This is a genomic window from Olsenella sp. kh2p3, from assembly GCA_900119625.1.
Lineage (GTDB): Bacteria > Actinomycetota > Coriobacteriia > Coriobacteriales > Atopobiaceae > Tractidigestivibacter.
In genome coordinates, this window is the sequence record FPKD01000005.1 from 124,273 (window position 1) to 143,978 (window position 19,706).

Sequence of the window (19,706 nt, forward strand, 5' to 3'; positions counted from 1 at the left end):
GGAAAGGTCAATGACTCTTCTCGAACTCCTCCATCTGCTGCGCAAGCACCTCAGGCTCGTGGTCCTGCTTCCCGTGGCATTCGCGGTCATCACCGGCGCGTACGCCTTCTTCCTCCCCAACCAGTACACTGCCAGCACCTCCATGTACGTGCTCTCCAAGTCCAGCAGCCCAGACGGCACCACCGTCACGCAGGGCGACCTCTCGGCATCCCAGATGCTCACGAACGACGTGTCCAGCATCATCAAGTCCGACCGCGTGAAGGGCGACGTCGCCACCCAGCTGGGTCTCGACAACCTCAACGCCTACAAGATCGACGTCACCAGCTCCACCACCACCCGCGTGATTGACCTTACCGTCACCGGCACAGACGCCGAGAAGGCCGCGGAGGTCGCAAACGCGTTGGTAACGGACGTCTCGAACGTCGCCGCACAGGTCATGAACGTGCAGTCCGTCAACGTGATCGACGCGGCCGTCACGCCCACCACGCCCTCCGGCCCCAAGCGCGCGCTATACATGGCGGTCGCGTTTCTCGCCGGGCTCTTCGTGGCCGTCGTGATCGTGGTCGTTGCCGACATGGCCGACACGCGCGTGAGGAACAGCAAGGACGCCGAGGAGATCGCGGACCTGCCCGTCGTGGGCCACTTCCCCAAGGTCGAAGGGATGTAAGCAGATGCCTAGGAGAAACCAGCGCGCCGAGGAGCAGAGCCAGGCGGTCTCTAACGCCGCGCAGACCCTCTTCGCCAACATTCGCTTCATGAGCGTCGACAATCCCGTGCACGTCCTTGCCATCACGTCCTCGGTCCCCAACGAGGGCAAGACCTTCGTCTCGGTGAACATCGCCTCGGCCATCGCCGCCTCCGGCGCCTCCACGCTCCTCGTCGAGTGCGACATGCGCCGCCGCAGCGTTGCCACCCGCATTGGCGTGCACGCCCAGACCGGCATCTACTCCGTGATGACCGGTCAGGTCTCGCTCGAGCAGGCCGCCGTGCGCACGCCCACCAAGAACCTCTACTTCCTGGATGCCGAGCCGCACATTCCCAACCCCTCGAACATCCTCAACTCGCACCACTTCCAGAGCTTCCTGGACAACGCGCGCGGCCGCTTTGACTATGTGGTCTTCGACACGCCGCCCGTGACCACCTTCGTGGATGCGGCCGTCCTGGGCACCAAGGTCGATGCCGTGCTGCTCGTCGCGCGCGAGAACTTTGTCAAGCGGGCGGAGCTCCAGCAGGCCGTGGACCAGCTCCGAGCTTCCAACTGCAACCTCGCCGGCGTGGTCATGAACGGCTGCGACTTTGGCAAGGGCAACAGCTACTACTCGTACTACTACGAGAGCGGGGAGGGTGGCCGCCACAACCACGCCGAGGAGGAGACTAACGCCCCCAAGTTCGTCCCGGCCAAGCCCCAGCCCCAGAAGGCGCCCGCCTCAAGGCCTACCAGCAACGGCCACCAGAACGGCTCCGCCTCCCAGACGCCCGTGCCTGCCGGCCCGCCCCCACGCAGGACCCAGTCCCAGCGCGCGCCCCAGCCCCAGCAGCAGGCCCGCGCTGCCCAGCCCCAGCCAGCCCCGGCGCAGCAGCGTCCCGTTCAGCAGCCCCAGGCGGCATCGCAGCCGCAGTACCAGCGCGCTCACGTTCCCGGCCCCGGCGACACGGCCATCTATCAGCGACTGGCCGAGCAATCCCGTGCCGCGCGTGGCAATCGCAGCTATCCCCGCTATGATGACGAGGAATACTAGCCCACGGTAGGGGAGCGAGACGTGCACGACATTCACTGCCACATACTTCCCGGTGTAGATGACGGCTCCTCCTCCATGGAGGAGTCGCTTGCTATGCTTGCGGCCGCCAAGGCCGCCGGCGTGACGGAGATAACCTGCACGCCGCACTGCCGGGACCCCTACTTCGACTACGATGCCATGTGGCAGGCCTTCTACCAGCTCCAGGACGCGGCCGGGGACTTCCCCCTGCACATGGGCTTCGAGGTGAACCACCACAAGCTCATGGACCTGGGGATGGACTGGGCACGGGTGCTGGGCTGCTACGGCACGGCGGACTTCCTGCTCGAGCTCTCGGTCAACGCGTCCCCCTCGCGCTTTGTGGACTACGAGAGGACCATCTTCGAGCTGCAGGGCATGGGCTTCAACGTGATCATCGCGCACCCTGAGCGCTATGTGGCGGTGCAGCGGGACGTGGGGCTAGCCCAGGAGCTTGTGGATATGGGCTGCAGGCTCCAGGCATCTGCGGACTTCATCGCGGGTGGGCGTCTGGGTGCCGAGAAGCGCCCGGCCATCGAGCTCATGAAGCAGGGCCTCTACACGTTTATTGCGAGCGACGCGCACTGCGTGAAGCACTACCAGTACCTGGCCAAGGCGCTGAGAAAGTACGGGAACTACCTTGCGTAGACCTACAGGCCATGGGCTTGATTCAACATACTGATGTGATGATTGTGGCGTGCAGGACTGAATGTCCTTTCCATTGGCCTGAAACGCGACCAAGACATAGAATGGACCTACACTAAAGGATAAATTGTGTTCCCCGAAAATTGCTCGGGGGGGGGTCTTCGTGGAGCGACAGAGTTGCGAACAATTATGTTTGGCCGAAGCCGGCCAAGCATCGAGGGAGCAGGCGTCGGTAATGCCCCCTAAGTCTCGCAAGTCTACTGAGTTCACAACTCTCCAAGGCACCAAGGATGCCGACAAACCCTGTCCCGGCTCTGAGGAGTTCGTCGCCCTCTGCAAGTCCGTTGACTCTAGGTCCTTTGGCTATCGTTTTGTTAAGCGCGCCTTTGATATTGCATTCTCGGGATGCGTGACCATTATCGGTCTCATCCCGTGCGCATTGCTGTCCGTTGCGATTGCTATAGATACCAAGGGAACTCCAATCTACTCGCAGGTGCGTGTGGGCAGGTATGGAAGGCCCTTCCATATCTATAAGTTTCGCTCCATGGTGGCGGATGCTGACGATGTTGAGAAGTACCTCACACCCGAGCAGCTCGCCGTTTGGAAGCGTGAACGCAAGGTAGACAATGATCCGCGTATCACCAAGCTTGGCCGGGTTCTGAGGAAGACCTCTATTGATGAGCTTCCGCAGTTTCTCAATGTGCTGCTTGGCCAAATAAGCGTCATCGGTCCTCGTCCAATATCGTATGACGAGCTTGAGCATTTCGGCGATGATGCCGCGCTGCTCTGTAGCGTTCCGGGGGGCATTACTGGCCTCTGGCAGTCCTCAAAGCGAAATGATGCCACCTTTGAGACAGGTGAGAGGCAGAAGATTGAGCTGAGGTATGTCAAAGAGGCGAGTCTTGGGCTGGACGCCAAGTGCTTCTTCAATACCTTTGGCGTCATGTTCAGCAAGAGAACTGGTAAGTAATGATTCCAATTCCATCGCACAGATTGTTAAATAAACGATGGCCTGGAGAAGCTATGTATGCTGTTGAGCCCGACGGCCTATCAATCTTGTCGTGGTCGAATTCAAACAAAACTAAGCGCTATTGCCTTCCGCCATTAGCGCATGAATTGCAGGTGCTACATTAATGGCTAGCATTCTCGTCATGGGGCCGTCTTTTTTCGGATATCGAGACATGGTGGCTGCCGAATTCAAACGTATGGGGCATGCGGTTAATACGATTAACGACAGGCCAAGTGAGTCAGTCATGTTCAAGTCTCTTGGTCGAATTAGTTATCGTCTGGTTGACTCTGAAATTGCTGCCTATGCGAAAAAGGTCGAAGAAATCATCGCTGAAAGTCAATTTGATTTTGTGGTCTATCTTTCAGGGATGTCGTTTTGCTTTACATTCTCTCAACTGGAGAGCATGCGCAGAGCATCTGAAGCGCATTTCGTTGCAGGTCTCTGGGATGCTTTTGACAATTGTCAACGACTTGGCGCATGTCGGAGCCTCTTTGACGATGTGTATTCGTTTGAGCCCCGGGACTGCGAGAAGTATGGACTCAAGCTTCGCCCGCTGTTTTATTCAGGGTCATATATGAACCTACCCTTGGAGCCTTTGGATGGCTTCAAGTGGGATGCTTGCTTCATTGGCAGTGTCCACCAACGTAGTAAATTTCATTCCGTGCATGCTACATGTAATGCTCTAAAAGAACGAGGTCTAAGAGTCTTCGAGTGGTATTACATGCCGTCCAAGTCTATTGAAACTCTCCGGAAGGCAGAGGACCCTGAGTATCGTGGTGTCGAGTTCAAGCATGAGACACTAACGCCTGCCCAAGTGGCTGATGTGTATGCGTATTCACGTGCGGTGGTTGACTCTCCTCAAGCAGGTCAGTCTGGCCTTACTATCCGTACTCTTGAGACTCTGGGCGCTCATCGAAAGCTCATTACTGCCAATGCAGACGTTTACAACTACAATTTTTACCGTAGCGAGAATGTTGCTGTGATTGATTCAAGGGAGAAATCCCAGGGGATTATGGATGACTTCTTCTCGCATTCCTATTCAGAGCTGCCCAAGGACGTGTACGAGAGCTACTCGCTTCATTCCTTTGCGGAAACAATGCTTGGAATGGGAGAACCATTCAGCGGCTACAGGAAGGCAAGCAATGTTGATGACTTCGATCCCTGCGATATCCCGCGGGGGGTATTCGTGGAGGACGGATTGACGGCGTCGTTGGTAGATTGCGGGTTATGCGCCCCTGCGGGGGTGCGCTGACATGGCCGAGCCGATACGGGTCTGCGAGTTCGTGGGCAACATGAATGGCGGCGGCGTCGAGGCCGTCGTGATGAACTACTACCGCCACGTTGATCGTACGAAGGTGCAGTTCGACTTCATTGTGACGGAGAGCTCCACCCTCGTGCCGCGTGAGGAGATGGAATCGCTCGGTGCCCGCGTGTTCACGGTGCCCGCCTACACGAACCTCCCGGCTTTCCAGAAAGCCGCCTACGACCTGTTCCGCGAGCACACCGAGTGGAAGATCGTACACGCGCACATGAACGCGCTGAACGTGTTCCCCTTGAAGGAGGCCGCGAAGGCCGGCGTGCCCGTGCGCATATCGCACAGCCACAGCACGGCTGGCAAGGGCGAGACGGTGAAGAACGCCGCCAAGGCGATCCTGAAGACCCAGGCCAACCGCTGGCCCACGGAGCGCTTCGCTTGCAGCAGGTTCGCCGGGGAGTGGCTCTTCGGGAAGGGGACGCCCTTCGAGGTCGTCTACAACGCGATCGATTTGAACCGGTTCTTCTTCAGTGCCCCGGCTCGCGCGAAGGTGCGAGCCGGCCTGGGCCTCGTCGGCGGGCAGGTGGTCATCGGCCACGTGGGCCGGTTCATGCCGCAGAAGAACCACCGCTTCCTGCTCGATGCGTTCTCCCGCGCCGCGCAGAGGCGCGACGACCTGGTTCTCCTGTGCGTGGGCTCCGGCGAAGCCGAGGCCCTCGCGGAGAGCTGGGTGCGCGAACACGGGCTCCAGGCCAAGGTGAGGTTCCTGGGTCAGAGAGACGACGTGAACCGGCTCTACCAGGCGTTCGACGTGTTCGCGCTGCCCAGCCTATACGAGGGCCTGTGCCTCGTCGGCGTCGAGGCACAGGCGGCGGGGCTGCCGTGCCTGCTTTCCGACCGGATTACCCGCGAGGTGGACGTGACGGGGACCTGCGAGTTCCTGCCGATAAACGACCCGAAGGTCTGGGCCGACGCGCTCTGTGCGCTCGAGCCCAAGACGGACGTCGAGCGCTCCGCCACGGATCGCTCCGACTTCGCGAACTACGATATCGTCAAGCAGGGGCAGTGGCTGACTGATAAATATCTACGACTTTATGAAGGAGCAACGGAACAGTGAAGTACACCGCGAAGTTTTTCAGCGATGGTTTCCCAAAATGGAAGCGCATGAAGGACAACATCCTCTGCCGTTACACCTATAGGCCTCTGAGCTTCCCCATTTCTGCATTCTTCGCCAATATTGGCTGGACCGCCAATATGGTGTCTTATTTCTCCGCTCTCGTCGTTTTGGTCGGTTGTGCCTGCTATCTGGTCAATGCCCCCATTATTGGCGCCATCATGTTCAACGTTTGGTACATCCTTGATTGCGTGGATGGCAACATAGCCCGCTCTGTTAAAAAGGAGCACTACGGCGACTTCGCCGACTCGATGAGCAGCTATTTGTGCGTCGGCCTTATGTTCATGTGCCTCGGGTTCAATGCCTACCAGACCGGCGGCGTGCTGTTTGATGCCGGCAATCCCTGGATCATGCTCATGGGTGCCTTCGCGGGGAGCAGCGACTCTCTTATGCGCCTCATCTACCAGAAGTTCCTCAACTCGACGACGGCACAGGGGCTTGAGGTGAACAGGAGCGAGGATCCCGAGCAGCACTCAGGCATCAACCGCATCCGCATGAAGGTCGATGACTACATGTCCATCGGTGGGTTCCTCCCCCTCGTGCTTATCTTCGCGGGCATCTTCCGCTTTGTCGATCTTGTCGTGGTCATCTGGATGTTCTACTACGGGCTCACCTTTATCGCGTCAGTATGTTATTTCGTTATGAAGACCGTCAAGGCCAACAAGATGGAGGCTCAGGAAGATTACAAGGGTGTTGAATAATGCCTGGTAACGACTTTCCTCTGGTATCCGTAATCATTCCAGTCTACAACGTCGAGAAGTACGTTGCACAATGCGTTGAGAGCGTCGTGGCGCAGCGTTACCCGAACCTCGAGATCATCGTCGTGGATGACGGGGCAACCGATTCTTCCGGAGATGGCTGCGACGAGCTCGCTTCCCGCTACGAGAACGTTACCTGCTATCACAAGGAAAACGGAGGACTTTCGGACGCTCGCAACTATGGGCTTGCGAGAAGCCATGGCGACTGGATCTCATTCGTCGATTCGGATGACTTTGTCTCGCCTTCATTTGTGAGCTCCCTCTACGAGGCGGCAATGCTTTGCGACTGCCCTATAGCTGCCGTTCCTGATGGGAAGACTTTCTACGATGACGAAACATGCGAGCTCGCTGATTCACTTGTGCCAACGCTAGACGACGGCTCCACGGCCGAAATGTCAGCCGACGCTCATGCCGTGGCCACCTCTGCTCTGGACGCCCATGACCTCTTGAAGATGATGCTCTACCAGCACGTAGCAACTGGCGCGCAATGGCGGCTCTATCGACGGGATACCCTGGGTGAAGATCCCTTCCCCAAGGGTCTCTACTATGAGGACCTGGCCAGCACCTACAAGTTTATTCAGCGCGCCGGGCGGGTTGCCCTCGTTGATACCGCCGACCTTTATGCTTACCGGATGCGACGGGACAGCATCATCCGCCAGTCATATCGACATGTGAAAGGACAGAGCGCCCTCATCGTCTCCGATCAGATTTACCGGGATATTCCAGCTTGGTATCCAGACCTTACCGCTGCCGTTTCATCTCGCTGCTTCTCTGTCTGCCGGATGGTCTTCGCCCAGATCCCTAGGAGCAAGAATGCATCTCCGCAGGATGAGGCTGACCGTCAAGCTTTGTGGGCAGTCCTGAAAAAACATCGGCATGCCGTTACGCGGGACCCAGAGGCCCGAGGACGCGAGCGGCTGGCCGCTTGTATTGCCTGCTTGGGAGAGGGACTGTTCTCGGCTTTCTGTCATTTGGCGCGTAGGATGGGGAAGATGCAATGATTTATTGCTTAATTATAGGTCTTCCCGTGTTGCTAGCTTATTGTGCTGACAAGACCAAAGGAGCTTTGAACGTAATACTGACGGTGGCCGCACTTTTTGTTCCGTGTTTTTTTGCGGGTGTGCGAGATGAGACTGTTGGTACCGATGTCCTTACATATGGGATATGGACCTTTAATGCTGCTGAGGCTCAGGGTTTTACCGAGTTCATGCACTCTTATGCTGCGATTTCGGCCCCCGGTTTCAATCTATTGAGCTGGATTATGGGTCGGACTGGATCTTTCGAACTTTATCTTGGTTCAATCCAGGCTCTTACGGTCTGTCCTTTGTATTTGTATGTAAGGCGTCGCTATCGAAAATCGACATGGTCGGCAATGGCGATTTACATGTTGCTATTATTCCCCATCTCGCTTAACGCAATGAAACAGATGATTGCAGTCTCGTTTTGCTTAACGGCTTATGAGCTTATCGAGAGAAAGAAATTCGCAAAGTTCACGATATATATACTTATAATTGCCCTGCTTTTTCATCAGACGGCAGTGGTTTTTCTCGTTGCTTATCCAATTATCAGGCTTCTGTATGGCATGCATGATGGACAAAATGCTTTCTTTGGAAAAGTCCAAGGGCTAATTACATGGACCATCATCGCAGCTCTGTTCTTTATTGCGTTCGTATTTGGCAATTTGCTTATCGAGCTAATTGCTCCAATAAAGGATTCTTATTCCTATCAATTACAGGCCTCGGGATCGCGGCTTAATTATTCCGCTCTCGTCATGACTGCTGTACTCATAGCCACATATCTTATCTGGAGACCTAAAAACAGGGCTAATGGTTCAGGATTGTCAAAAGAGCAGGCTGTGCTTGCATCAGTAAGCATAATCGGATCAATTGCATTTCAGCTCAACATAATTGCTACTAGTTTGCTTAGATTTGCTTACTACTTCGTATCTTTCTTGACACTATATATTCCATCCTTGATGAAAGACTCTGCGGGTAAAGCAGCAAGAAGATCCGCCTGGATTCTTCTGATTTTTTTCGTCTTCTACTTCGTTCAAGTTTACGTGATAAATGGGGGAAACGCCGTCTATCCTTATACCTCAGTTATCTTGGGAGTGGGCTAACAATGCTTTTTAGCGTAATCGTGCCGGTCTACAACGGAGAGAAATACCTGCCCGAGTGTCTTGGCTCCCTTGCTGGACAGACGTGGAAGGACTTTGAGACCATACTCGTCGATGACGGCTCTACCGACTCTTCCGGAAAGCTTGTCGATGATTATGCCGCACTGCACGATGACGTGCGGGTCATGCATGGACCCAACCAAGGTCTCCTTCTAGCAAGAAGGAAAGGATTAGGAGTATCTCAAGGCCAGTATGTGGTTTTTCTTGATGCAGATGACTGCCTGCGTGATGATGCGCTTCATACAATTGCAGACAGTATTTATAGTTTCAAGACCGACATCGTTTCTTACCTTATGAGCAAAAACCCGCATTACGTACCGGAGACAAACCATGGCGACGGTCTCCCGGCAGGTGAATACTCTGGCATCGAGTTTCAACGGGTGAGGTGCCATGTTTGTGCCGGGCGATTCAACAATCTTTGCGGTAAGGCTATAAAGCGCTCCTGTTTTGACCTTGATGCTGATTACGCACCATACCGAGGCCTCATGCATGGGGAGGATTGGTTTCAGCTGCTCCCCGTTATCAATAACAGCTCTTCTTTGGTACAGCTGGACGAACCACTGTATTACTATAGACAAAATGAAGACTCAAGTACGGCGAGATTCCGCAGCTCTCAACTCCGTGACATTGTACAAGTAACGTCCAGATTAAGGTACTTTGCTGAACAATGGGGTGACGAATGTCAAGAGAGCGCTAAAGCGGGGGAAGCGCTGCAATACACCTACCTGCTGAAGCTCAGCGAACTTTCCGATGCATCTAAAGAGGAGAAGCAACAGAACTTCTCGCAAATATGCTCGGTCATGCAAGGCGAGGGTGTCTTTGGGCGAGCGCGAAAAGCCAATCTGCGGCCCGACAACCGTGTGCTCATACATGCCATGGAACGTGGGGATCTTCGTCTTGCTAGGCTTGTTGTGAGGGCCGTGGAGGTAGCAAAGCGATGAGCGAGATCCTTCTTTCAATCATAATCCCTGTCTATAACACGGCATGCTATCTCAGAAAATGTCTCAATAGCATTCTTCTGCAACCAAAGGATTGTTTAGAGGTAATCCTTGTTGATGATGGATCAACGGATGGCTCGGGTGAGATTTGCGATGAATATGCCTATTCAATTCCGGTGATTACCGTTGTTCACCAACACAATGCGGGTGTTTCAGCTGCTCGTAATGCTGGCATAGGGCGGTCTCGTGGCAAGTATCTCTGGTTTTGCGATAGCGATGATAGGATACTTCCCGGTTCGCTAAGCACTATATTGACTTGCATCAGACGTAATGATCCAGAGCTAATTACTTTTCCGGTTATCCAAGAGGACGATTCGCAGAATCAATTAGGATTGATTCCTGTAGCAGAAGGTGATTGCTACGGCTCTAGGGGACCTCTTCAATCCGGTGATCCCCTATATCCTTACGCGCATGTCATGAGGAGAGATTTGGTTGGTAAAGAGAGGTTTGATACATCGCTTTCTCTTCTTGAAGATAGGGATTTCCTTTATAGAGTTTGCTCAAAAGTTCGCGGTAACGCATGCATTGTAGATTCGCCGCTTTACGCATACTTCATCACAAGGGAGGACTCTGCCGTCAACTCTCTGTCGGTTGGCAAATATATCGCAGCTAACGATGTGCATTGGCGCATTCTCGAGGGGGAGCTTGCTCATAACAGAACCGAACCCGCTTATGCCATAGCCACAAGTCATACTCTCAGTGTGCTGGCGCTCATAGCCCGAACAGGAAAATGCCTGGAAAGTTTCGAAGTGCTTCGGGAGAAGCTCCTCTTGTATGACCGCTATTCGAAAGACCTCAGAGGGTTAGTCGCTGCCAAGTATGCGATTTGCAGGTACATGCCAGGGCTTTTTAAGGCTGCCTACTATGTCGAAGGCAAGCTACGAAGGAAGGACGCGGGACTTGGTTCGACCGTGCTCATCTCTTCCAAGAATGGTGCGGGAGATGTTTACAAGTGAGAGCAAATAGTTCCATCCGAGGATTTAAAGACGACACTGTCATTCTCATCTCAGTCATCGTTCCGGCGTACAACGCCAGTTCTTCGGTCGTCAGATGTCTCACATCAATAGACAACCAGACCTACTGGAATTTCGAGCTAATTGTCGTGGATGATGGATCGACTGATGGCACGGGAAGAATCTGCGACTCCCTTGCCACAGAGGACCGGAGGGTTCGCGTCATCCACCAGAAGAACGCTGGTGTGGCAGCGGCGAGGAACGCCGGGCTTGCCGCGGCTAAAGGTGAGTGGATTTTATTCATAGACTCTGATGACTATGTCGAGCCAGACTACCTCGAGACACTGCTGGGAGCGTGTTTGGAAGGCGGAGCTGACCTTTCTTTCTGCAAGACCATGGACGAGGATCCCTCCGGGCACTTGGTTGCGGGAGGGTACTCTCCGTTCGGAGCGAATCGAGAGCTACAGCTGGTTCGAACCGTACTCTCACTACGTCGCCTGGGGCGCCCTGTACCGGCGCGAGACGATCGCGGGACTCGGCTTCGACGGGAAGTACAAGGTCGGAGAGGACACCGTCTTCTTCGCACAGGCCGCGTCGAGGGCGAGAAGTCTCTATTTCGTCGGAAAGCCCCTGTACCACTACGTCCTGCGGGAGTCCTCTGCCGCCCATGGCAGGTCCGACACGGCGAAGGCCACGGAGCTCGACGCATGGAAGAAGGTGTGCGAGATCTTCCCGACTGCCGACGCCCGGGCCGCTTACGCGGCTCGCTACATGGAGGCATGCGCCAGGTGGTGGCCCGACGGCCTCTTCGGGGCAGGCCATCGCGCCCGGGCGCTGCAGGCGTATCGCGAGAACTTCCGTCCCTATCTCGGCGAGCTTATCAAGGCAGGCAGGCGAAAGGGAGCTGCCGGGGCCATCCTCTTCAGGCTTCTCCCGTCTGCCTACGTGAGGCTCAGGCGTCGCGAGGGCTGAGGACGGCCGGGGCGCGGAACATGAGCGAGTAAATAAGCCAAAGGACATCTGCATTGGGAAATGAGATCGATAAACCAGCCAATAAGGGGAAGGTGGGAGTAATCACCCTTCCCGGGGACTTCAACTACGGGGGCAAGCTCCAGCTCCGCGCGGTCATGAGCATATACCGCGGGCTCGGCTACGACCCTGAGTTCCTCGTACTCGAGAGGAAGTTCCGCCTCATCGCCCACCCGAAGGAGATCGCGAGGAGGGCCCTCCATAAGCCATCGCCTAGGAGCATGAGCCTGGAGGAAGCCCAGCCGCCGGCCAGGCGAGCCGCCTTCAGGAGGTTCTCCGAGGGAATGCGCCCGCACAGCTACCAATCCCCCAGGGAGGTCGACGCCAGTTCCTTCGTCTTCTTCTCGGTCGGAAGCGACCAGGTTTGGAACCCGAACTACATCTTCACGGAGAACGACGGTGGCAACGGCGTCAAACGCGCCTACCACCTCCTCACCGACCCCCGCGAGCTCCCCGACGAACGCGACTGGTACTTCCTCGGCTTCGCAAGGAGGGACCAGCGCGTGGCCCTCGCCCCGAGCTTCGGCGTGAGTAGCCTCGACCGGCATCAGGCCCGGCTCACATCCAAGGGCCTCAGCGGATTTGACAGCCTTTCGGTCAGGGAGGAGGCCGGCGCCAGGCTCATAGAGAACCTGACTGGCCAGCATGCCGAGGTGATCTGCGACCCGACGCTCGCGCTCAGTAGAGGCGACTGGGAGATGGTGTCCGATGATCGGGTCACGCCGAACGGGCCCTATGTCCTAGCCTACGTGCTCGGGCAGAGGACCGACGAGAGTAATGAGGCCATCAGGATCGCCTCCAAGGAAGGCTCGCTTCCGGTCGTGAGGCTTTCCGACCAGGCGAGGCCGGGCGAGCCAGACGCGGGGCCCGCGGAATTCATCTCCCTGGTGGAGCACGCCTCCTGCGTGGTCACCGACTCCTTCCACGCGAGCGTCTTCGCCGCGATCTTCGAGCGCCCGCTCGTGATCGTACGCCGGCAGGGGAAAGGCCAAAGCGGTATGTTCTCGAGGCTCGAGTCGCTCATCCACATGCTCGGCATCGAGAGCATGGTGTTCGACGGTACGTACGACGCCCCGGCGCATGCCGACTACGATGGCGTGGCCGAGGCCATCGCTAGGGAGCGGAAACGCTTTGTGGGCTATCTCGAGTCCGTGCTCGAAAGCAGATAGGAAGAACATGGCAGTGAACCAGAGGCGCGCCGGCGCCGCGCTCTCGTATGTGGCGCTCGTCGTGAACGCCGTCACCACCTTCGTCTACACGCCGCTCATCCTCTCGTTCCTCAACGCAAGCGAGTACGGCGTCTACCAGCTCATCGGCTCCATCATCGCCTACCTCGGCGTGATGGACATGGGCCTCTCCACCACGCTCTCCCGCTTCTACGTGGAGGCAAAGGTCAAGGAGGACCCGACACATGTCGAGAACCTGCTCGCGATGGCGGCCGTCATCTACAGCGTGCTCACGGCGCTCTCGATCGTAGTCGGTGTTGCCTTCGACCTCCTGCTTCCCATGCTGTTCGGACAATCCTTCACACCGGGGGAGCTTGAACTCGCCCACCAGATGATGCTCCTCGTGCTCCTCAACTGCATGGTCGTGCTGCCTGGGAACTACTTCCTGGCGGTCATAAACGCCAACGAGCGGTTCGTCTTCGCCCGCACGCTTCGCATCGCGCGCTACCTCCTTCAGTTCGCGGCTGTCATCGCCGTCCTCGAACTCGGCCGGGGCGCTATCGGGGTGCTTGCCGTGCAGGTGGCCCTGAACTTCCTGGCCGACGTTGCCTACGTCGCCTACTACCGCGGCAGGCTCCATGTGAAGGCGAGGCTCCACCACTGGGACAAGAGGCTCCTGCTCCACATCTTCTCGTTCTCCGGATACATTCTGCTCAATATGGTCTTCGACCAGATTTTCTGGAAGACGGGGCAGGTCGTGCTCGGCGCCGTGGTGAGTGCCGCGGCGGTGGGCGTCTACGGCATCGCTACCCAGCTCATCACTTCGGGCTACATGGAGGTCTCGACGGGCGTCACCTCGGTGTTCCTGCCCAAGCTCACGGCCATGAGCGCCAGGACCGACGACATGACCGAGATCAACGGCCTCTTCGACCGCATCGGCCACATCCAGGCACTGCTCGTCTGGGGCATATGCGCAGGCTTTGCCTGCATAGGCCAGGAGTTCATCTACGTCTGGGCCGGGCCGGAGTACGGTGAGGCCTTCTGGGCAACGCTGATCCTGATGCTGGGCCTCAACGTCTCGCTCGTGCAGAACCTCGGCATATCCGTGCTGCAAGCCAAGGACAAGCAGGGCTTTAGGGCCATCATTTACATCGTTATTGCCGTACTCGATTTGCTCGTGTCTATCCCAGTTTCAGCAGAGTTCGGCGTCATCGGCTGTGCAGTTACTGCCGCTGTCTTCCTTTTTATTGGAACTGGTCCCATCATGAACTGGTACTACCATACAAAGATCGGTATCGACATTCCAAAGTTTTGGCATGAAGTGATTCCGGTTCTAATTCCGGCGGTGCTGACGGCAAGTGCAACGTTTGGATTCTCGGCACTCACTAGGATCGGACCTTCCTATGGAAGCATTTTGATAAAGTGCCTCTTCTTCGTCGTTGTTTACTTTGCACTTTGCTGGAAGTGGTTCTTTACGGACTACGAGCGCGGGATTATTCGTGGCACATTTCACAAGTTTTCGAGGAAGAAGGCATAGCGGTGGACGAGAGAACCAAAAGCCCGTCTATCTCAGGCGTGGGGGATCGTTGCTGTGGTTGTGGATCCTGTGCGGCAGTGTGCCCCGTCTCGTGTCTAAGAATGAAACCTGATTCCTGTGGATTCGTTCACCCCAGCTATGAAAGCGGTTGTATAGGCTGCGGAAAGTGCGCTAAGGCTTGTCCGGTGCTTACTGTTGGCAAGCAGGACAGAGCTCTCTCTGTAACTTGGGCAAAGACTAAGGATGACGGACTGCGAGATCGTTCTTCCTCTGGTGCGGTTTTTGGACTGCTTGCCAAACAAGTTCTCGATGAGGGTGGCGCGGCTTATGGTGCTGCCTTTTCAGGAGACTGCAGTGCGGTGAAGCATGTACGTGTGGACAGCAAAGACGAGCTTGATGTTGTAATGCGGTCTAAGTATGTGCAGAGCTATGTTGGCGTTGATGTCTACGAAGGCGTTGAGGGCGACCTTGATAGTGGCAAACAGGTTCTTTTTGCTGGCACCGCTTGTCAGAACGCTGGCATACGGAACTACCTCTCGTTGAAGAAAGTCCCCATGGCGAACCTGCTTCTTGTCGAAGTGATATGTCATGGCGTTCCCTCGCCGAAGCTTTGGTCAGGATGGCTTGACTATGTTTCCAGCGGAGTGGGTTCTGAAGTTGACGAAGTCAACTTCAGGAGTAAGTCAACCGACTGGTTGACTTACTCCGTCGCGTACTTCGTCGCGACGGAGAAAGTTCGGAGCGACGAAAACTCTCGTGACTGGTATATGAGAGCGTTTTTGCAGAATGCCTCTCTCAGAGGAAGCTGCCTGAATTGCCCTGCGAAACGTTGCTGCGGTAGCGACCTGACTTTGGGTGACTTTTGGGGTGTGCAGGAAATTCATCCCGAGATTGTTGACAGGCTTGGTGTGTCGGCTGTTATCTGCAACACCGAAAAGGGTGTCGCTGCGCTCGATGCCGTGTGTGGCTCCCTCGAAATGGGACCTTCTTCGATTGAGGAAGTAGTTCCGGGCAATCCGTCCCTGATCCGCAGCGTGAAGCCATACGTTAGGCGAGAAGAGTTTTTGACAGACGTTGCCAGCGGCATGGCAATTGAGGACCTCATGCGAAAGTGGACCTTCGAGCCATCGCTAAAGCAGAAGGTTAGAGGGAAGCTATCTGGGTTGAAGCGCAGACTGCTGGGGTAGGGGACGCCAAGAATCTTGCGCACTTTTCGACAGCCCCTTGGCTCACCCGGTAGGCCTTGCGGCCGGCGGTGCGCTCACATTGCTCTGTGTCGACCACGCAATCGGCTTCCTTCTCGAGCGGCTACTCCGCATATCCTTGATGTTCTGGCGGACCAGATTCTTCAAACTCTTCTTCGGGTTCTGCTCGCTTGTTGCTAGGATTGGCCTGGTATGCCCCCTGTATGCTGCTGTTTCGGCAGCTTGAATCATACCGTGACGAGCCTTGCTCACCTTGCTATCGGGCCGCTATGCAGCTGTTATAGAGAGCAAAGGCTGGTACGTTATCCTCGCGGTCCAATTCCATTGACGCCTGCCGCATCCTTGCTGTCGACCTCATTGACATGCCCTGCTCGTGGGGTTGCATTACCATGCTTTGCCGTATCTTTCATGTAATGCTCGGCTTCATTGGGGCTGTGGACGATTTCTTGGACCATCCTACCCCGCAAGCCCCAGCCTGCGTCTGCGGCCCATGATGGTCTCGTAGTGCCTCGTCCCGTCCGGCTCCACGAACAGCTTCAGCTTGCCGTCGCGGTACCACTCGACGTAGTCCCCGAGCGCGTGCCTCGAGAAGGTCGACTTCAGCATGTTTGTTTGCAGAGGCCTCGAGGGGATTCGGACTCTGCCCTCGCAGTCCTGCCTGCGTGTCTGGGCGTACCCCTCCAGAGTCCAGAGGTGGGAGCGCCTCGGAAGCGAGCACAGGTATGACTCGCTGATCGGGGCGGCTTACGAGCACCTATTTTCGCCATGGTGGAAGGCCACCAGGGCGGAATCGTCCTCGGGACCGCATCTGGATATACGAGTAAGAAATCAATCACGATTTGTGCTGGAATTTGCTCAGAGAGTGCAAATTTAGAATATGGTATCGTAAAAATAAATAGCATGTCCATTCGGCACAGCAGTCTTGACGGATACGTAATGATTTCGCGGATACCATCTTGAGAGGACTACAATGCACTGAAAGTGCAATCAAGTGGAGGCGCTCTGATGCTGCTTTGCGATGATGAAATAAGGGACCTCATAGACAGGGGGGTCCTTGTTGGTGCTTCCGCAGAAAGTGTGCAGCCGATTACTTATGATTTGAGGACAAAGGACTTTATCCAGTCAGTTGGCAAGAAGGTCCGAGCGATAGAGCTGATGCCTGGTGACTCAACGTTTGTCGAATGCGTCGAGGGTGTTAATCTCCCCAATGATTTGGCGGCTCGTGTCTTACTTAAGAATTCAAGGATTCGCGAGGGGCTCACATTGGATGCACCTCTTTATTTTCCAGGACATAATTCGAGATTGTACTTCAGAGTAACAAACATAAGCGGCAACCCTATTCGTCTGACTGACTCTCGTTGTATTGCTCAAGTTGCATTTGAGAAAGTTGATGCTCCTGTTAAGGAGACATACAGCGGTACCTTCCAGGATGAATTCGAGTTCTCTGGACTTGGTGACTACAAGGATGTGTATGAGGATGAAATTAGCGCGATTGAGTCAAAGGTAGATGAAATAAAGGGCATAGAAAAGCGCATGTATGCAAATGTACTAGCCATTATGGCCATTCTTGCAGGGGTATTCACGCTTGTGAACGTTAATGTCCAGACCGTTGGGCGTAGCCCCGTACAAATGGTTACACTGAATCTAGTTACTGTTGCCAGTTTTGCTGCTTTAGTTGCGCTTATTGCGTTAATTACGAGCTCGAACAACAGAAAATGGATTAAGCCCCTTGTGGTCTCTATCATATGCTTTGTGGCTGCTGTGGCTATTTCAGTTCTCCATGCTGGGGCATAGCGCGGTGTCGTGCGCGAAGCGAGTCTATGCACTTGGCGTCAACTAGTTTCGTTGGGTCACAGTTAATGCTTCCTTTGCCTATCGATGTTTCTGACCACAACCCCTTGCCAAGTAATGTCCTCACTCTCTTCCTGGCTAGATATGGCAGGGCGCTTGAAAGCTGCAGTTGGGTTCGGGTCTTTTCTTGGGCTGGCGGATTTGATGCTTGCCGATTGGTGGTATTGGTGAGCAATAACCGTATGCCCGTTTAGGACGTGCTGTGGGGTATCCCAAGTGCAGACTGCGGTGCGGGACGTACGATGCACGCGAACGCACCCGGATTATCTAAATATCTTTCAGTACGATACAATCGCTCTCAGAGCCGAAACGCTCCCGCACTCAAACCTACATGTCTGAGGTTATCAAATACTTTTAGAATTGAACAATCATCGGGAAATTGGTGGGTAGAGTTGGCAGTGTCAGTGCGCGCCTACGGGGAATCGAAACGGCAGAGCAGGGGAGGAACGCAAATGCCGGACAGCTCCATTTGTCGTTTTGAACTTATTGGCCTGATTGGAATTGGCCTTGAAAAATAACAATTCAGCACGGCGCTACGTTGAGGTTGACTCTTCTAGGCGAAAAACCAAGCACGGTCCAGTTATCCTATTTATTATCATTTGCCTCGTGGCGGCCGTTCTCCCTCCTATCATTATCAATGCACTGTATGACGTTGGTGATGACCATCCTTTACTCATTGCCCGCTGGACAGCGGCGGATAGCCTTAGCTACTTTGGAACGATTTCGGCTGCGGTTATTGCTATCGCCGGAGTTGTTATCTCTGTACGTGCCGCATGGCGTTCGCAAGAGAGTCAATTGCGCGACGATGCCGCTCCCTACTTTGCTGCGATTTTTCTTGACCAGCAGAACAAGCGCGATGCTTTCGCAGATTTCTTTTGCAGTAGATGTCAGGGCCAACCTATTGACAGTTCGCCTGCCGTTAATGATGGTGGAGATAGCACGGCTCAGTCGACATATAAAGAGGTTGAGATCCGCACTATATTCGCAATCATTGGTGACACCATTACATACAAGAAAAAGCTCAGCGATTATGAACGGGAGCACGTGGAGTCGAGCTATCTTGAAGAGGAGCAAGCTAATGGTGGAAGATCCTTCGTTCCAAACTCGGTTATTTACATGCCCATTGAGATGAGAAATGTGGGAAAAGGTGCTGCTGTTGGAGTTCGTGTCGGAATAAACAAGTTAGAGGATTCCTGGACCGGGGTCAGCTCCCTTACCCTAGGGATTGGTGAGTCGTTTTACCTTGGCGTCTACATCAATACGAGCAGGCCGGGGGCTTTTGGTGAATATGAAATACGTGTAGCCTTCTCTGATTGCTTGGGCTATCAGTACATGCAGACTTTTCAATTGCGTGTCGTAAAGAATACTGACCCACATGGTTCTTCCGAAGAGCTGCAGCCGCAAGTGCTCATTTCGTATCTCGGAACAAGAAGGTTGCTAAATGCTAATGAGCGTCGGGAGTATCTGGAGAGCTTGACCGATGTTTCTAATGGAGGGATTCCATTTATCTAGCATGAGAATTGGTGGGAGGCCAGCGGAGGAATCGTAGCTAGCTCTGCACTGGCTAGTCCTCCCAGTCTGTGCTGTTATCAGTGGAAGTGCCAGGTCGCATCAATTTGGGCAAACCGCCACTAGACCAGTCTTGATATAAGTGCCCGGACTCCTTGCTAACCTTCACTTCGACGAAAAGGGCGAGGGACATGAGCATACTGCAGGAGGCGCTCGCACTGTCGGCGAAAGCTGGGTGCGGGCTTGCCGAGAGGATTGGGAGTCGCCCATCGCGAGAGGGCGGGCCGACGGGCCCGGCGAGTGCCCGAGGCGCGGCTACTCGCGCGTCGCCAGGCATGGGCACGATGCCAACGGAGCCTCGAAGTGGGCCTGCTGCGGGTGCGGGCGCACCTTTACCAAAAGGGTGGGCGGCCCATGGCGCTGGTGAGCTGGTGCACGTACGCTTTGTTTCCGTACCAGTTTCATCCCAAGCTTGACGCCTTCACATCTATGGTGGGTTAACACAGGCATTAATTTTTCCGGCTATGGTTCCAATGTGTCTCGTTCAAATCTTTCAGGGGGACGCACTTGAGGTTGGTTACGTACGCCGACCATTTCGTGCCGCTCATGTCTGTGTGTTCTGGATTATCTGCGATGTAGATATACTTTGCTTAGTCTTAAATACTAAATAATATAAATAGGAGCAGA

The 19,706-nt window shown here is 55.1% G+C and carries 18 protein-coding genes and 1 pseudogene; 18 read left to right on the forward strand and 1 reads right to left on the reverse strand.

All coding sequences use genetic code 11. From position 1 onward, the window contains the following. Nucleotides 1-10: 10 nt before the first annotated feature. The 16 genes and pseudogenes from BT122_RS07205 (at nucleotide 11) to BT122_RS07275 (ending at nucleotide 15,641) form a co-directional block, all read left to right on the forward strand. A complete protein-coding gene (locus BT122_RS07205; protein ID WP_072355288.1) occupies nucleotides 11-667 on the forward strand; it encodes a YveK family protein in 657 nt (218 codons plus the stop codon). 4 nt (nucleotides 668-671) lie between these two features. Further along, the gene (locus BT122_RS07210; protein ID WP_072355289.1) at nucleotides 672-1,739 is read left to right on the forward strand and encodes a CpsD/CapB family tyrosine-protein kinase; all 1,068 of its coding nucleotides are present in this window, start codon (nucleotides 672-674) and stop codon (nucleotides 1,737-1,739) included. Between the two features lie 21 nt (nucleotides 1,740-1,760). Next, on the forward strand, nucleotides 1,761-2,402 hold the full coding sequence (locus tag BT122_RS07215; protein WP_072355290.1) for a CpsB/CapC family capsule biosynthesis tyrosine phosphatase: 642 nt from the start codon (nucleotides 1,761-1,763) through the stop codon (nucleotides 2,400-2,402). 232 nt (nucleotides 2,403-2,634) lie between these two features. Continuing rightward, entirely contained in the window at nucleotides 2,635-3,369 is a 735-nt protein-coding gene (locus tag BT122_RS07220) for a sugar transferase (protein ID WP_072355291.1), read from the forward strand. Between the two features lie 163 nt (nucleotides 3,370-3,532). Then, nucleotides 3,533-4,660, forward strand: a complete 1,128-nt coding sequence (locus tag BT122_RS07225; RefSeq protein WP_072355292.1) for a WaaS/CpsH family glycosyltransferase — start codon at nucleotides 3,533-3,535, stop codon at nucleotides 4,658-4,660. A 1-nt stretch (nucleotide 4,661) separates the two neighbouring features. Then, nucleotides 4,662-5,780, forward strand: coding sequence for a glycosyltransferase family 1 protein (locus tag BT122_RS07230; RefSeq protein ID WP_072355293.1), 1,119 nt, complete (start codon nucleotides 4,662-4,664; stop codon nucleotides 5,778-5,780). Between the two features lie 47 nt (nucleotides 5,781-5,827). After that, nucleotides 5,828-6,538 carry a CDP-alcohol phosphatidyltransferase family protein gene (locus tag BT122_RS07235; protein WP_143190005.1) on the forward strand — a complete coding sequence of 237 codons (711 nt, stop codon included), beginning with the start codon at nucleotides 5,828-5,830 and terminating at the stop codon, nucleotides 6,536-6,538. Then, entirely contained in the window at nucleotides 6,538-7,596 is a 1,059-nt protein-coding gene (locus tag BT122_RS07240; protein ID WP_072355295.1) for a glycosyltransferase family 2 protein, read from the forward strand. Before BT122_RS07235 ends, BT122_RS07240 begins: the two co-directional genes overlap by 1 nt. Next, nucleotides 7,593-8,714, forward strand: coding sequence for an EpsG family protein (locus tag BT122_RS07245; RefSeq protein ID WP_072355296.1), 1,122 nt, complete (start codon nucleotides 7,593-7,595; stop codon nucleotides 8,712-8,714). Before BT122_RS07240 ends, BT122_RS07245 begins: the two co-directional genes overlap by 4 nt. Nucleotides 8,715-8,716: 2 nt before the next feature. Beyond that, nucleotides 8,717-9,712: a glycosyltransferase family 2 protein gene (locus tag BT122_RS07250; protein WP_072355297.1), complete on the forward strand. Its 996-nt coding sequence runs from the start codon at nucleotides 8,717-8,719 to the stop codon at nucleotides 9,710-9,712. Then, nucleotides 9,709-10,725 carry a glycosyltransferase family 2 protein gene (locus BT122_RS07255; protein WP_072355298.1) on the forward strand — a complete coding sequence of 339 codons (1,017 nt, stop codon included), beginning with the start codon at nucleotides 9,709-9,711 and terminating at the stop codon, nucleotides 10,723-10,725. The genes BT122_RS07250 and BT122_RS07255 overlap by 4 nt, the downstream gene beginning before the upstream one ends. Beyond that, nucleotides 10,722-11,126 (forward strand): annotated as a pseudogene (locus BT122_RS11270) (glycosyltransferase family 2 protein); the annotation flags it as partial. The gene BT122_RS07255 and the pseudogene BT122_RS11270, both read left to right, overlap by 4 nt. 19 nt (nucleotides 11,127-11,145) lie before the next feature. Beyond that, nucleotides 11,146-11,694, forward strand: a complete 549-nt coding sequence (locus BT122_RS11165) for a hypothetical protein (RefSeq protein ID WP_286130338.1) — start codon at nucleotides 11,146-11,148, stop codon at nucleotides 11,692-11,694. A 53-nt stretch (nucleotides 11,695-11,747) separates the two neighbouring features. After that, complete coding sequence (locus tag BT122_RS07265; RefSeq protein WP_072355300.1) at nucleotides 11,748-12,920, forward strand: polysaccharide pyruvyl transferase family protein; 1,173 nt, start codon at nucleotides 11,748-11,750, stop codon at nucleotides 12,918-12,920. 7 nt (nucleotides 12,921-12,927) lie between these two features. Further along, the gene (locus BT122_RS07270; RefSeq protein WP_177242207.1) at nucleotides 12,928-14,454 is read left to right on the forward strand and encodes an oligosaccharide flippase family protein; all 1,527 of its coding nucleotides are present in this window, start codon (nucleotides 12,928-12,930) and stop codon (nucleotides 14,452-14,454) included. Nucleotides 14,455-14,456: 2 nt separating this feature from the next. Next, nucleotides 14,457-15,641: a Coenzyme F420 hydrogenase/dehydrogenase, beta subunit C-terminal domain gene (locus BT122_RS07275; protein WP_177242208.1), complete on the forward strand. Its 1,185-nt coding sequence runs from the start codon at nucleotides 14,457-14,459 to the stop codon at nucleotides 15,639-15,641. A 474-nt stretch (nucleotides 15,642-16,115) separates the two neighbouring features. On the opposite strand, the gene BT122_RS10990 is transcribed toward BT122_RS07275, so the two are convergent. Then, the gene (locus BT122_RS10990; RefSeq protein ID WP_177242209.1) at nucleotides 16,116-16,265 is read right to left on the reverse strand and encodes a hypothetical protein; all 150 of its coding nucleotides are present in this window, start codon (nucleotides 16,263-16,265) and stop codon (nucleotides 16,116-16,118) included. 399 nt (nucleotides 16,266-16,664) lie between these two features. Between BT122_RS10990 and BT122_RS07280 the strand changes: the two genes are divergently transcribed. Further along, nucleotides 16,665-17,453 carry a dCTP deaminase domain-containing protein gene (locus BT122_RS07280; protein WP_072355303.1) on the forward strand — a complete coding sequence of 263 codons (789 nt, stop codon included), beginning with the start codon at nucleotides 16,665-16,667 and terminating at the stop codon, nucleotides 17,451-17,453. Nucleotides 17,454-18,017: 564 nt separating this feature from the next. Further along, nucleotides 18,018-19,022 (forward strand): hypothetical protein, encoded by a 1,005-nt coding sequence (locus tag BT122_RS07285; RefSeq protein ID WP_177242210.1) that lies wholly within the window; start codon nucleotides 18,018-18,020, stop codon nucleotides 19,020-19,022. Nucleotides 19,023-19,706 lie beyond the last annotated feature (684 nt).

Coding starts and splice junctions, on each gene's coding strand:
- BT122_RS07205 (WP_072355288.1), top strand. CDS start 11: ATGACTCTTCTCGAACTCCTCCATCTGCTGCGCAAGCACCTCAGGCTC.
- BT122_RS07210 (WP_072355289.1), top strand. CDS start 672: ATGCCTAGGAGAAACCAGCGCGCCGAGGAGCAGAGCCAGGCGGTCTCT.
- BT122_RS07220 (WP_072355291.1), top strand. CDS start 2,635: ATGCCCCCTAAGTCTCGCAAGTCTACTGAGTTCACAACTCTCCAAGGC.
- BT122_RS07225 (WP_072355292.1), top strand. CDS start 3,533: ATGGCTAGCATTCTCGTCATGGGGCCGTCTTTTTTCGGATATCGAGAC.
- BT122_RS07230 (WP_072355293.1), top strand. CDS start 4,662: ATGGCCGAGCCGATACGGGTCTGCGAGTTCGTGGGCAACATGAATGGC.
- BT122_RS07235 (WP_143190005.1), top strand. CDS start 5,828: ATGAAGGACAACATCCTCTGCCGTTACACCTATAGGCCTCTGAGCTTC.
- BT122_RS07240 (WP_072355295.1), top strand. CDS start 6,538: ATGCCTGGTAACGACTTTCCTCTGGTATCCGTAATCATTCCAGTCTAC.
- BT122_RS07245 (WP_072355296.1), top strand. CDS start 7,593: ATGATTTATTGCTTAATTATAGGTCTTCCCGTGTTGCTAGCTTATTGT.
- BT122_RS07250 (WP_072355297.1), top strand. CDS start 8,717: ATGCTTTTTAGCGTAATCGTGCCGGTCTACAACGGAGAGAAATACCTG.
- BT122_RS07255 (WP_072355298.1), top strand. CDS start 9,709: ATGAGCGAGATCCTTCTTTCAATCATAATCCCTGTCTATAACACGGCA.
- BT122_RS07270 (WP_177242207.1), top strand. CDS start 12,928: ATGGCAGTGAACCAGAGGCGCGCCGGCGCCGCGCTCTCGTATGTGGCG.
- BT122_RS10990 (WP_177242209.1), bottom strand. CDS start 16,265: ATGCTGAAGTCGACCTTCTCGAGGCACGCGCTCGGGGACTACGTCGAG.
- BT122_RS07280 (WP_072355303.1), top strand. CDS start 16,665: ATGCTGCTTTGCGATGATGAAATAAGGGACCTCATAGACAGGGGGGTC.